Annotated in this window: 12 protein-coding genes; all 12 read right to left on the minus strand. The window is 32.7% G+C overall.

Annotated features, from left to right (window positions below; translation table 11 throughout):
- Positions 1-3 precede the first annotated feature (3 nt).
- From IGJ99_RS08540 to IGJ99_RS08595, 12 genes are read right to left on the minus strand one after another with little or no spacing between them, the layout of a single operon-like run.
- Entirely contained in the window at positions 4-1,170 is a 1,167-nt protein-coding gene (locus tag IGJ99_RS08540) for a nucleotide sugar dehydrogenase (RefSeq protein ID WP_438770757.1), read from the minus strand.
- Between the two features lie 2 nt (positions 1,171-1,172).
- Positions 1,173-2,345 carry an O-antigen ligase family protein gene (locus IGJ99_RS08545; RefSeq protein WP_077151518.1) on the minus strand — a complete coding sequence of 391 codons (1,173 nt, stop codon included), beginning with the start codon at positions 2,343-2,345 and terminating at the stop codon, positions 1,173-1,175.
- Positions 2,346-2,356: 11 nt separating this feature from the next.
- On the minus strand, positions 2,357-3,493 hold the full coding sequence (locus tag IGJ99_RS08550; protein WP_438770918.1) for a glycosyltransferase: 1,137 nt from the start codon (positions 3,491-3,493) through the stop codon (positions 2,357-2,359).
- Complete coding sequence (wecB, locus tag IGJ99_RS08555; RefSeq protein WP_438770758.1) at positions 3,490-4,614, minus strand: non-hydrolyzing UDP-N-acetylglucosamine 2-epimerase; 1,125 nt, start codon at positions 4,612-4,614, stop codon at positions 3,490-3,492. The genes IGJ99_RS08550 and wecB overlap by 4 nt, the downstream gene beginning before the upstream one ends.
- Positions 4,615-4,617: 3 nt before the next feature.
- Complete coding sequence (locus IGJ99_RS08560) at positions 4,618-5,727, minus strand: capsular polysaccharide biosynthesis protein CapF (protein ID WP_438735222.1); 1,110 nt, start codon at positions 5,725-5,727, stop codon at positions 4,618-4,620.
- On the minus strand, positions 5,724-6,746 hold the full coding sequence (locus IGJ99_RS08565; RefSeq protein WP_077151521.1) for a polysaccharide biosynthesis protein: 1,023 nt from the start codon (positions 6,744-6,746) through the stop codon (positions 5,724-5,726). Before IGJ99_RS08565 ends, IGJ99_RS08560 begins: the two co-directional genes overlap by 4 nt.
- A 2-nt stretch (positions 6,747-6,748) precedes the next feature.
- Positions 6,749-7,960 (minus strand): glycosyltransferase family 4 protein, encoded by a 1,212-nt coding sequence (locus IGJ99_RS08570; protein WP_438735087.1) that lies wholly within the window; start codon positions 7,958-7,960, stop codon positions 6,749-6,751.
- Between the two features lie 10 nt (positions 7,961-7,970).
- A complete protein-coding gene (locus tag IGJ99_RS08575; RefSeq protein ID WP_409173453.1) occupies positions 7,971-8,945 on the minus strand; it encodes an ATP-grasp domain-containing protein in 975 nt (324 codons plus the stop codon).
- An 11-nt stretch (positions 8,946-8,956) separates the two neighbouring features.
- A complete protein-coding gene (locus tag IGJ99_RS08580; protein WP_169058929.1) occupies positions 8,957-9,490 on the minus strand; it encodes a GNAT family N-acetyltransferase in 534 nt (177 codons plus the stop codon).
- Complete coding sequence (locus IGJ99_RS08585) at positions 9,459-10,082, minus strand: sugar transferase (RefSeq protein WP_244063296.1); 624 nt, start codon at positions 10,080-10,082, stop codon at positions 9,459-9,461. The genes IGJ99_RS08580 and IGJ99_RS08585 overlap by 32 nt, the downstream gene beginning before the upstream one ends.
- A complete protein-coding gene (locus tag IGJ99_RS08590) occupies positions 10,057-11,190 on the minus strand; it encodes a DegT/DnrJ/EryC1/StrS family aminotransferase (protein WP_066026066.1) in 1,134 nt (377 codons plus the stop codon). The genes IGJ99_RS08585 and IGJ99_RS08590 overlap by 26 nt, the downstream gene beginning before the upstream one ends.
- Positions 11,191-11,206: 16 nt before the next feature.
- The gene (locus tag IGJ99_RS08595; RefSeq protein ID WP_375152351.1) at positions 11,207-13,024 is read right to left on the minus strand and encodes a polysaccharide biosynthesis protein; all 1,818 of its coding nucleotides are present in this window, start codon (positions 13,022-13,024) and stop codon (positions 11,207-11,209) included.
- Between the last annotated feature and the right edge of the window lie 11 nt (positions 13,025-13,035).

Consider the following 13,035-nt stretch of genomic DNA (forward strand, 5'->3'; position numbering starts at 1 on the left):
CAATCAATCCCTTCTAAAAATATCTCTAGTATAAACTTTTTCTTCAACGTCATCCAATTCTTCATCAAATCGATTGGAGATGATTACATCACTTAGATTTTTAAAATCTGCTAGTTCAGGTATCACCGGAAAACCTGAAAAATCCTTCTCATCTACAGTAGGTTCATAAACAATAACAGAAATACCTCTCGCCTTCAGTCTTTTCATTACTCCTTGAATTGAAGAATAACGAAAATTATCTGAAGCAGCTTTCATAGTCAAGCGATAAATCCCTACAACTTTGGGACTTCTAGCTAAAATTTGTTCAGTGATAAAATCTTTTCTCGTCGCATTTGCATCAACGATTGCACCAATCAAATTGCTTGGGACACCACTATAATTTGCACGCAGTTGCTTAGTATCCTTTGGTAAACAATACCCTCCATAGCCAAATGATGGGTTATTATAATGCGAACCAATTCTAGGATCTAGTCCGACACCTTCGATAATTTGCTTACTGTCTAAATCATTCGATTCAGCATACGTATCAAGCTCATTGAAATAAGCAACTCTTAAAGCTAAGTAGGTATTTGAAAACAATTTGATTGCTTCCGCTTCTGTTGAATTCGTCAATAGTATCGGGACATCATTATCATGAGCATTTTCCTTAAAAAGATTAGCAATTTCTTGTCCCCTATCTGAGTTTTCGCCAATCACGATTCTTGATGGGTGAAGGTTATCGTATAGTGCTTTACCCTCACGCAGAAATTCTGGTGAGAATATTATCCGCTCCGTTCCATACTTTTTCTTTAATTCTTCCGTGTACCCTACAGGAACGGTTGATTTGATTATAAAAGTAGCATCTGAGCGAATTGCTAAAGCTTGTTCGATTACTTTTTCAACTGATGAAGTGTTAAAATAATTCTTCTTTTCATCGTAATCTGTTGGGGTTGCAATAATTAAGTAATCACCGAAAATCACAGCTTCTTCAAAGTCTTTGATAAAATTAATTTTTAGATTATCCTTTTTTAAAAATTCACTAATTTCTTTATCCTCTATAGGAGAAATTCCTTGATTCAACTGGTCTATTTTTTCTGTTACAATATCATATGCTTTGACTGCTTCGCTTTGGCTTAGAAGTAGTGCATTTGCTAGGCCAACATAACCTAAACCGAATACTGAGATATTCATATTTAATTCTCCTCTACATAATATTTTTTATTAGATAATTGATCTGTAGACACCATAAACCAGAAAAAGAAACTTGAAATATTCACGATACTTGATAGTCCACTTTCAAATAAATAATATAATAGGTAAGTAAAAATTATTGCAGTTTTGTATTTATCAAATTTTGTAGTTTTATTTTTGTTAGTTAAAAATTTTATAACAGATGCACACCAAAGAGTTAACCCGATTAGCCCAAATTTACCAAATAACTCTACATAGGCGTTTGTTATAACCTGATATTGAGGGTGAGTTTGTAAAAAACCTCCAAAGAACAAAAAAATTAGATTATCATAACTCAATATATCTTGCCAAATACTTAATCTATGACTCGATAATGTATCTATATATGACAAAAAGTTTTTATTATTTTCAAAAATATTATTAGAGAACAATATGAGCATAATAATGATCAATATAACTAAAAACATTAAACTTTTTTGTTTTTTCTCAAAGTGAAAAATAGAAGTTATAACATAAAACAAAACAAATACTATAACTGCAAGAAATACAGCGCGACTATCTGTTAAATAAATTATATAAACGCTAATTATAGAAAAAAGTAAAGAAATTATTTTTCTATTTATACGAGTATTGCTCGTGAATGCATAATAAAATGAGAGAAGAAAAAATACTAAACAAAACTGCGCTAACTCATTGGGATTATTAAAATATGATATAAATCTATATCTATTAGATTGCAAATAATAATTATCATTGAAAAATGACAAGAAAATTGAAGGTAAAAATAAAAATAGGAATAAAGAAAGATACATTATACTCAATACTTTTTCCATTAGTTCTTTATTTATATTAGGAAAAATAATAAAAATAAATGGGAGGTAGATGACTACTAATAATATAAAACTAACTATATTAGAAATAGTAGCGTTAAAAAAAATGGGAATCCCTGAAAATACAGCTAATGTAGAGAAAAGAATAGTGTTTTCTTTACTAATTTTTATTTTACTTTTATTTAATAATATATAGACCACTATAAATATGAGTGATAAAGCAAATTTTAGAAAGTAAAAAATGGAAGACTGTGGTAATTTAGTAAACGATAATATATAAGACGAAAATAAGAGAAAAAGTAAAAGTATTAATATTTTATCTTTTTTTATTTCATTTAGCACCATAAAAATAGCTCCTATTTTCTAATTATTTTTTCGATTTTAGTAGATATTTCGTTTTTCAATTTTGAAAAATCTATTTTTGATTCCATATAATTTTTTATTTTCTTTTTCATTAATAAATGTTCTTTTTCGTCTTTATAATACAATTCTTTAATCGCTTGTCTAAATTCTTCAACATTGTCTAATGAACATACATAGCCTTCTTCCCCATTTTCAATATCATTCCAGGGCGTCTTATCACTAATTATGACAGGACAATCGTTTAATAAAGATTCCGAAATCACATGTCCGTAATTTTCGCTTTTCGTTGGAAATAAAAAAGCATCATATTGACTAAATATTGCTCCAACCATTTCATGTCTAACATTACCTTTATACTTAACTTTTATGTTTTTTGGTAGAGTAGATATTTTATCTTCACAAAGATTCCAATATTTCTTATCTTCAATTGGCCCAAAAATATCTAGAGATATTTCTTCATTGAGTGTAGTTAAAATATCAATAGCATAATCCAAATTCTTTTTAGAGACAATTCTGGACAAAAAAACTAAATGCAAACTATTGGGTTTCTTCAATCTTACATTATTATCTTCATTTGTTTTACTAGGGATATTTGTAAAAGTCAGTATAGAATCCGGTGAAAATAAGTGTTTTAATACTTCTTCTTCTTCTTGGCTAGTCGATTGGAAATATACATTTTTTCGGAACGTATAGAATAATTTGAATAACCGTAAGTATATTGTTTTTTTTAATTTCTTATTGCTCATAGCTCCGTCCAACAACTGTCCTCTAGGAGCAATGAGTATAGGAATCTTATTAGGTGTTAACAAAATTGAACTCAATAATTTATAATCAAAGAAACTATTAATATAAATCAAATCTGGATTTAACTTCTTAATTATATTTTTTATACGGCTAATCCAATTTTCTTTTTTACTCAGATATAGAACCTGTGCTTCAAATCTCGAATTCCAGCCTTCATCAATTCCGTTCAATCTTTCTTGTTCATTTAAATCATTATCTTTTGTAACAATGTAAAAATTGAAGTCTTCTTTTAACAATTCACAGAAATTTTTTATGCTTACTGGAGGTCCACCATAGTTTTGTGCTGGAAAATAACCTTCCGCTAAAATCAATATATTACTTTTCATTTTTTCCACACCACCCGATTCACATAATCGGTATAAGACAAAATAATTCGTAACACTTTCTCTGAAACATTTGACATTGAATAATCTGAGACCTTTCTCAAGGTATCATTCTCTTGTGTTTCTAACACTTCTAGACCTTGAAGGATTCTTTCTTTTTCAAGTCCAACCATCATCACACTTGCTTCTTCCATTGCCTCTGGGCGTTCATGTGCTTGACGGATATTCAATGCTTTAAAATTCAAGGTAGAAGCTTCTTCACTAATGGTTCCACTATCACTTAACACTGCTTTGGCGTTGAGCTGTAACTTATTATAGTCATTGAATCCCATCGGTTTCATTGTTTGGACCAATTGATGAAATTCGATTCCTTTCGCTTCAATCATTTTCATTGTACGAGGGTGCGTACTTACAATGATTGGTAACTGATATTTCTCAGCAATCGTATTTAGACTATCTACTAAATTCATAAAGTTGTTGTCGGAACTGATGTTTTCTTCACGATGGGCGGAAACAACAAAATATTGTCCTTTTTCCAGACCTAAACGTTGAATGATGTCAGAATGCTGAATGTCCTCGTTTCTCGAATGAAGAACTTCAAACATCGGACTTCCAGTTTTAATGATACGATCGGCAGGCAATCCTTCACGCAAAAGATATTCTCTTGCAATATCACTATACGTAAGATTGATATCTGCTGTGTGGTCTACGATTTTTCGATTCGTTTCTTCTGGCACACGTTGGTCAAAACAGCGATTCCCAGCTTCCATATGAAAAATAGGAATATGTCTTCTTTTTGCAGCGATTGCACATAGACAACTGTTTGTATCACCTAATACTAGGAAAGCATCAGGTTTTACTTCCTCTAAGATAGGATCAATCTTGATTAAGATATTTCCTACTGTTTCAATTGCTGTGCCATTTGCAGCGTTCAAGAAGTAATCAGGTTTTCTTAATTTAAAATCTTCAAAAAATACTTCATTTAATTCATAGTCATAGTTTTGACCGGTATGAACTAGCACGTGGTCAATCGCTTCTGAAGTCTCTAAACGATTGATTACTGCAGATAGTCTGATGATTTCTGGACGCGTACCTACAACGGTCATCACTCTTAATTTTTTCATTCATTAAACCTCCACATAATAAGTATCAGGATGTTCTGGATCAAATGGTTCATTGACCCACATGACGGTTACCATATCTGATTTACCTAGATTCTCAATATTGTGTGTATAACCAACTGGGATATCCACTACTTCCAGTTTTTCACTGGAAACAAAATATTCAATCACTTCATCTGAATCTATTTTTCTGAAACGAATGACTCCTTCGCCATTTACTACTAAAAATTTTTCATTTTTTGTATGATGCCAGTGATTTCCCTTAGTGATCCCTGGTTTTGAAATATTAATTGATACTTGGCCACGATCTTTTGTTCTTAAAAATTCTGTAAAAGTTCCACGATCGTCTACATTCATTTTTAAAAAATATGAAAATTCGTCTTCTGGTAAAAAACTTAAATAAGTGCTGTAAAGATTTTTTTCAATTCTTCTCGAAAAATCTGGTAAAGTTAAGCTCACTCGACTTTCTTTAAAAGAAATAATCAGTTCTTTCAATTCGCCAACAGTGATTTGATCAATTTCTCGAACAGAGCAATACCCTTTTTCCATATATGGTTTATCATTTAAACAAAAAATCAATTCATTGACTACGTCATCGATGTAACACAATTCAATCATCGCATTAGGGTCATTGACTGTCACTTCTTCATCACGAGCAATCTTGTAACAAAAAGTAGCAACTACCGTATTATAATTTGGGCGTGACCATTTACCATACAAATTTGAAAAGCGATAGATATAAACTGGTGCGCCTGTTTCCTCATGATATGATTTTAAAAGATCTTCACCAGCTTTTTTACTCTTACCGTAAGAGTTATCCAAAGAAGCTTGAATAGATGAAGAAATCATCACTGGGCATGTATTATGATATTCTTTTAGCTTTCCAAGTAACTCTGAAGTAAATCCAAAGTTACCTTTCATGAACTCGTCCTCTTCTTTCGGGCGATTCACACCTGCTAGATGAAAAACAAAATCTGCTTTTTTGCAATATTCGTCTAGTAAAGTTTTTGGTGTGTCGATATCAAAGCTGAAAATATTTTCATATCCTTCATTTTTTAATTCAGCAATCAAATTTTTACCTACAAATCCATTGGCTCCAGTTACTAAAATATTCATTTTGTGTGCCACGCTTTCAACTCTTTTTTTACATAATCCAATTCAAGGAGCTTCTCTTTGATTTCTGCTACTGATAATCGATGAGTATTATCTGAATTGTACTCACCTTCTTGTGTTAATTCTTTACTACCTTCAAAAAAGTATTTATCGTAATTCAAATCACGCGTATCCGCAGGCACACGATAAAAATCACCCATATCTTTAGCAACTAGATACTCTTCTTTGGTAAGCAAAGTTTCATATCTCTTTTCGCCATGGCGTGTTCCAATCACATGGACTTCGTTATCTACATCAAATAATTCAATGATTGCTTGAGCTAAATCCCCAACAGTTGAGGCAGGTGATTTTTGAACCATGATATCGCCAGCTTTGGCATTCTGAAATGCAAAGATGACCAATTCTACAGCTTCGTCTAAACTCATTAAAAAGCGAGTCATTCCTGGATCAGTTACTGTCAGTGGCTTACCCTCTTTGATTTGCTCAATAAATAGTGGAATGACCGAACCACGAGAAGCCATGACATTTCCATAGCGAGTCCCACAGATCGTTGTTCGTTCATCCGCTACTGTTTTCGCCTTAGAAACGAAAACTTTCTCCATCATTGCTTTAGAGATTCCCATGGCATTGATTGGATAAGCTGCTTTATCTGTAGAAAGACAAATCACTTTTTTTATCCCCATCTCAACAGCTGCTGTAACTACATTATCCGTTCCGATAATATTTGTTTTTACAGCTTCCATTGGAAAAAATTCACACGATGGTACTTGTTTAAGCGCAGCAGCATGAAAAACATAGTCTACTCCGTACATAGCGTTTTTAACACTGTTGATATCTCGAACATCACCGATATAAAACTTTAATTTGTCATTATTGTATTTCTTTCTCATGTCGTCTTGTTTCTTTTCATCACGAGAAAAAATACGTATTTCTTTAATATCAGAATCTAAGAATCTTCGCATCACCGCGTTACCAAATGAACCAGTTCCACCGGTGATCAATAATACTTTGTCTTTAAACATATTTACTCTTCTCCTCTAAAGTGCTGCATGATCGTATTGTAAGTTTTTTTTACCTCATAATTTTCTTTCAAATACATATATGCATTCTCACCTAAAATTCTTCGTTCTTGTTTATCCAACAACTGAATAATATTATTTCTAAAAGACTCTATATCTCCATGTTCGGACCAAAATCCTAACTGTCCATTCATAATTATATCTCTCAAATCAGTATGTTTATCTGTCGCTGCCAATATTGGAATTTTGCTATTCATATATCCTAAAATTCGAGAAGGTATATTGGGAATTGTAAATCGTTTATCTAAAAATACTAATCCAACATCAGCAATCTGTTCTATCTTTTCATATTCTTCTTTTGGAAGCTGGTCTAACAAAATAGCATTGCTCGGTTGATTATCCAAGAAAAATTTTTCTAGTTTATATCTTTCTGTTCCATTACCAGCGATAATAAAAAAAGTATCTTCTATCTGTTCTTGTTTTAAATATTCAATTAGAAAGTCAATTCCTTGAGGTTTCCCAAGATTTCCTCCAAACATAAAAACAATAGATTCTTTATTTATATTAAGTTCTTCTTTGCGTTTTTCTCGTTCTTTTTTATTTATTGCTATTTCACGTATCTCAATTGTATTAGGATTGATTTCTACCTTTGAATTTTTTATCTCTGGATTGTGATTAATTAAATAATCAAGATTACCTTGGGACATGCAACCTATATGATCAGATATCTGATATAATTTTTTTTCTTTATTTCGAAAGAACTGGTGAACCAAACTCTTGTTTCTGATCATTTGTAAATCTACAGCATTTTGAGGAAATATATCTTTTAATAATAAATATGCTTTTGCATTATCTCTTTTTTTAACAAACGAAACAACTTTCTCGAATGTAATAGGAGGTGTAGCATACAGTACTAAATCAAACTTTTTATTTTTTGTATACCGCTTTATTGCGTTTATATAATGCTTCTCTATCATAGATTGACTGATTGTTTTTTCAATAGGATTTGTTTTTTGGAAATTCCCAGTTTTAACCTTAATAAGAGTAACACCATCCACTTGTTCAACTATTGTTTTACCTATTTTTTCTCTACGTTGAATTGGCGTAATAACTGTTACATCATGGTTTTCTGCTACAAATTCTCTAAGTAAATCAGTATAAATCCCAGATTGGTCTATATTATTTATTTTTGAAACAGTTATAAAGAGTATATTCATAAAGCACCTCTTATTTTTCAATTAAAATTTGTTCACTGTATTTCATCATATAAATATCTTCTTTGTAGTAAAAAATATCTTGTTTTTCTAATCTCTTACCTAAACTATTCTCAATTAAATATTTAGTAAAATTTACACCGGATTCATATGCATGAGGATAGCCACCTCCGAATCGTGGGTTAACCTCTGATAAATAAAATTCGCCATCTTTTTCAAACAAGTCAAAATCATTCGGACCAGCTAACCCTGGAGAGTTTGCCACAAATTTTTCAATTATTTCCTTTGCCTGTTGAATATGAATAGATTTAGATTTGTCTGTTTCACCCGCACGCATTCTTAGTTTTTCTTTCACAAATATGTCTATCACTTCACCGGTAAAGATATCAATATAACAATCAATACCATATTCTTTCCCATTCATATTCTCTTGAATCATTAGAGGTGTTTCTGAAGTCTTAAAAAGTATTTCTAGATGTTCGATACTATGGATCAATCCGACTCCGATGCTAGCACTTCCACATATAGGCTTAACAAAAACTGGCAGACTGACTTCACCTTTTTTATAAGCAAACAGAAAGTTATCATAATTAAAATAACTTTTCGGTGTATTGATTCCTAATTCAAGAAGTTGATTGTACATCATCTCTTTATTTAAACACATTTGGGCCATATCATAAGAAGGTGCAAAAACTGTTATATTATTATCTTCAAATAATCGGCGATTCTTGGATAATATCTCCATCTCTGTATCAATTAAAGAGAATATTGCATGTATGTCGTTATCCTGACAGATTTTTAGAATTTCTTTGAGATATACCTCACTAGTGAAGGGCGGAACAATAAAATAGTCGTCACACATATAAAGTGCGGGTGCTAAAAAGTTACTATCCGTTCCGTAAACTTTCCCACCGTTTTCTAAAAGTTCTCTTTTAAAGTATTCAACTATTTTGTTCCTTGTTCCGCAACTTAGTATTAAAATATTCATTCTAGATCTCCCTATAAAAACTTTTCTCGTATTTCTACATCACAGTATTTTCCCTGTATATAACGATCTTCTTTCTTTACGCCAACCAATTTATAAGAGTTTTTTTCCCAAAAGCTTACTGCCCCTATATTTTCACTAACTACTGATAAAGAAATTTTTCTAATATTCAAATAGTTTTTAGCATACTCTTCGATCAACTTTAGTGCATCAGTCCCAATACCCATATTAAGATAATCCTCATCTCCAATATATAAGCCTACTTCACAATTCCGGTGAATATTATTGATATCATATAGTCCTATTAGTCCAATGGGGAGATTGTTTTTTGCATTCAAAATAATAAACCGGTAATTTTTTTCTGTGATTCTACATAATTGAGGTAAAAATTCATTTAATTCAAAAAATGATTGAGGTTTAAACCCGCCCCCTAAATATTTGAATACTTCCTCTGAATTTTTCCATTTGTACAGGTGTTTACCATCTTCTATTTCCATCGGTCTGAGTTTGATACGCTCATTCTTTATCACGTGTGATTTTCCCTTCATCGTAAATATCCTGTATTTTAAATACCTTTAAAATTGTTTTATAAATTATTTTTAAATCATTAGTAAAAGATATTTCTTCTATATATTGTAAATCAATTTCTATACGCTTATCCCAGCTTACAGAATTTCTTACAGTACATTGCGCCAAACCTGTAATACCAGGTCTGACAGTGAATCGTTTCTTGGCCCATTCTGGGTAAGCATCAAATCCATCATAAGGAAAATAAGTAACTGGCGGTCTAGGTCCTATAAGTGACATATCACCGATAATGATATTTATTAGTTGTGGCAGTTCATCCAAACCAGTCTTTCTTAAAAATCCTCCAACTTTGGTAATCCTATTATCCGAAGCAGTCTTAATCGTTAATCCATCACCTATAGTTTCTGCTCCAACACACATTGTTCTGAATTTATAGATAAAGAAATTCTCTCCATTTAGTCCCAATCTTTTCTGTTTAAAAAAAACTGGTCCTTCTGAAGTTGACTTTATTAAAATTGACAAAATTATAATTATAGGAGAGCAGATTATTAATACTATTATAGATATACACACATCTAGTACTCTCTTAAATATCTGTTTGTATAGGTTCATTTTGTACAACTCCCTTTATTACCAAGCATACTTTTAATATATCTTCATCAGTCATTTTGGTATCGGATGGTAGACAAATTCCTTTATTAAATAGATTTTCCGCATTTCTATTACCAATATAATCGAAATCTTTAAATATAGGTTGTAAATGCATAGGTTTCCAAATAGGTCGCGCTTCAATATCTTCAAGAGCCAATGCATCCATGATTTTAGTGGGATCAACACCTTCTACTAAAATAGCGCTCAACCAATAGTTAGGTTTATCCCAACTATTTTCAGGCATAAATGTAATGGCTGAAAAATCAGCTAACTCCTGTTTATAAAAATCATATATATATCTTTTTTTGTCGATTCTTTCCTGAAGTACTTTCAGTTGACCTCGACCAATTCCAGCAGCTACGTTACTCATTCTATAGTTATAACCAATTTCACTATGTTGATAATGTCTAGCATTATCACGTGATTGTGTTGCCCAGAATCTAGCTTTATCTATTTTTTCCTTTTCATTAGAAACAAGCATACCACCACCAGAAGTAGTAATTATTTTATTACCATTGAAAGAATAAATACCATATTTACCAAAAGTACCTGTATATTGGTTTTTATATTTTGTCCCTAAGGATTCAGCCGCGTCTTCAATTAACGTAACATTATACTCTTTACAGATTGCAATAATCTCATCTAATTCAGCAGATAATCCATATAAATGGACCACGATCACAGCTTTTGCATGAGGATATTTTTCCAAACCCTCTCTTAATGCCTTAGGATCCATGTTCCATGATTCCATGTTACTATCTATAAATACCGGGACAGCATCTTGGTAAATAATAGGGTTCGCCGTTGCTGAAAAGGTTAAAGATTGGCAAAGTACTATATCTCCTTTTTCAACACCTGCTGCTTTTAAAGCTAGATGAATCGCCGCTGTTCCAGAAGATAATGCCGCAGCATATTTTACCTGCACAAATTCTGCTAGCTCTGATTCAAATCCATCTACATTTGCTCCTAATGGGGCAATCCAATTTGTATCAAATGCTTCTTTCACGTAAGCTTGTTCATATCCTTCATCACTCATATGTGGTGAAGACAACAATATCTTCTTTTTCATTTTTATCTCCTATCATCTATTTACTCGAAGCCCTTGCAAATGCTACGACTTCTTTTGCTAGTTGTTTGTCATCGTCGGATAAACCTGTTACAAATTCCATGACTTCTTGGATCGGGTAACCTTTGATATTCCCTACAAAAATCTTTTCATACACCTGTTCATCATTTCGTTCTTTGTCCAACAACAGTTCTTCATACAATTTTTCGCCAGGTCGGATGCCTGTTTCGACGATTTCGATTTCTTCTTCAGTGTAACCACTCAAGCGGATCATATTTCGTGCAAGATCTAAAATTTTGACTGGTTCACTCATATCTAAGACAAAGATTTCGCCACCTTTTGCTAATGCACCCGATTGGATGACTAAACGGCTTGCTTCTGGGATTGTCATAAAGTAACGGGTCATCCGAAAATCGGTGATCGTGATGGGTCCGCCTTTTGCGATCTGTTCTCGAAAAACAGGGATTACGCTTCCGCGAGAGCCCAAGACATTCCCAAATCTTACGGCCGAAAACTTGGTACTGTTTTCTTCATTTAAGCCTGTGACGATCATTTCTGCGATTCGCTTCGTGGCTCCCATCACATTTGGTGGGTTATTGGCTTTATCGGTGGACACCATGACAAAGTTTTTGACATTCGCTTCTTTGGCAGCTTCTGCTACATTTTTTGTTCCTTTGATATTGTTTTTTACTGCTTCTCTTGGGTTATATTCCATCAAGGGCACATGTTTATGTGCTGCTGCATGATAGACGATATCTGGCTGATGTTCTTTCATGATATGGAAGATCTTTTCACGGTCTTGGATATCTGCAATAATTGGAATGATTTCTGTTTTATTATAAGAGGGGTCTCCTGATAGTTCGCGATGAATCAAATAGATCGAGTTTTCACCATGTCCTAATAAGAGTAATTTTTTTGGCGAAAAAGCAAGTACTTGACGACAAATCTCTGAACCAATAGAGCCTCCAGCTCCGGTAACAAGTATGACTTTTTCTGAGATGTGTGATTTTAGTTTATCTAAATCTAATTTGACTTCTTCTCGTCCTAACAAGTCGACCACGTCGATTTCTTTCAGGCGAGAAACATTGATTTTCCCTGATGCGATTTCTTCAATCGAAGGCATGGTATTCATCTTGACTTCTTTTGATTCGATAAGATGGAAAATTTCACGAATTCTTTTTCGTGGCAAGGAAGGTATCGCGATCGTCACCATATCGATCGACAATTCGTCGATCAATCTTGGTAAGTCCTTGGTATTCCCTATGACTTTTATCCCAGACAAATATGTTTTATATTTGTTCGGATCATCATCCACAAAGCCAATCACTTCCAAATCGTTGATTGCTTTTGAACTAAGAATACTATTGTATAGAATACGTCCGCCTTCGCCAGCTCCAATAATTAGTGTTCTGTGTTTGTTTAGTGGCGATTCTTGACGCTGTGTTTTATGTTCGATATATATACGCCAGAATAAACGACTGCTGATGATGAGAAACATAGATAAGATGTAAGTTAATAATTGTAATCTAAGGCTGATTTTTTGCATAAACAAATATTGGATGATAAATGATGAAATAACGGTACAAGTAATGGCTGAAAAAATAGCTGCCATCTCATTTAAATTCGTATATCGATTGATTCGCGTGAATGTTTTGAACAGCATGCCATATCCAATGTAAAAAATTAGTGATACGCCTAAATTCACGGCTAAGTAATCTTGATCGATACCAACAAATGGTGTCATAAAATAATAGCTTGATAATATAGAGATGCCTAATAAAAAACTATCAACCAAAACTAAAATGATTACTTTTCTTCTTCTAGTAAGTTCAAACAACCCCTGCGCCC

The sequence above is a fragment of the Enterococcus sp. AZ095b genome (genome assembly GCF_051714725.1).
Lineage (GTDB): Bacteria > Bacillota > Bacilli > Lactobacillales > Enterococcaceae > Enterococcus_B > Enterococcus_B pernyi.

Coding starts and splice junctions, on each gene's coding strand:
- IGJ99_RS08540 (WP_438770757.1), bottom strand. CDS start 1,170: ATGAATATCTCAGTATTCGGTTTAGGTTATGTTGGCCTAGCAAATGCA.
- IGJ99_RS08545 (WP_077151518.1), bottom strand. CDS start 2,345: ATGGTGCTAAATGAAATAAAAAAAGATAAAATATTAATACTTTTACTT.
- IGJ99_RS08550 (WP_438770918.1), bottom strand. CDS start 3,493: ATGAAAAGTAATATATTGATTTTAGCGGAAGGTTATTTTCCAGCACAA.
- wecB (WP_438770758.1), bottom strand. CDS start 4,614: ATGAAAAAATTAAGAGTGATGACCGTTGTAGGTACGCGTCCAGAAATC.
- IGJ99_RS08560 (WP_438735222.1), bottom strand. CDS start 5,727: ATGAATATTTTAGTAACTGGAGCCAATGGATTTGTAGGTAAAAATTTG.
- IGJ99_RS08565 (WP_077151521.1), bottom strand. CDS start 6,746: ATGTTTAAAGACAAAGTATTATTGATCACCGGTGGAACTGGTTCATTT.
- IGJ99_RS08570 (WP_438735087.1), bottom strand. CDS start 7,960: ATGAATATACTCTTTATAACTGTTTCAAAAATAAATAATATAGACCAA.
- IGJ99_RS08575 (WP_409173453.1), bottom strand. CDS start 8,945: ATGAATATTTTAATACTAAGTTGCGGAACAAGGAACAAAATAGTTGAA.
- IGJ99_RS08580 (WP_169058929.1), bottom strand. CDS start 9,490: ATGAAGGGAAAATCACACGTGATAAAGAATGAGCGTATCAAACTCAGA.
- IGJ99_RS08585 (WP_244063296.1), bottom strand. CDS start 10,082: ATGAACCTATACAAACAGATATTTAAGAGAGTACTAGATGTGTGTATA.
- IGJ99_RS08590 (WP_066026066.1), bottom strand. CDS start 11,190: ATGAAAAAGAAGATATTGTTGTCTTCACCACATATGAGTGATGAAGGA.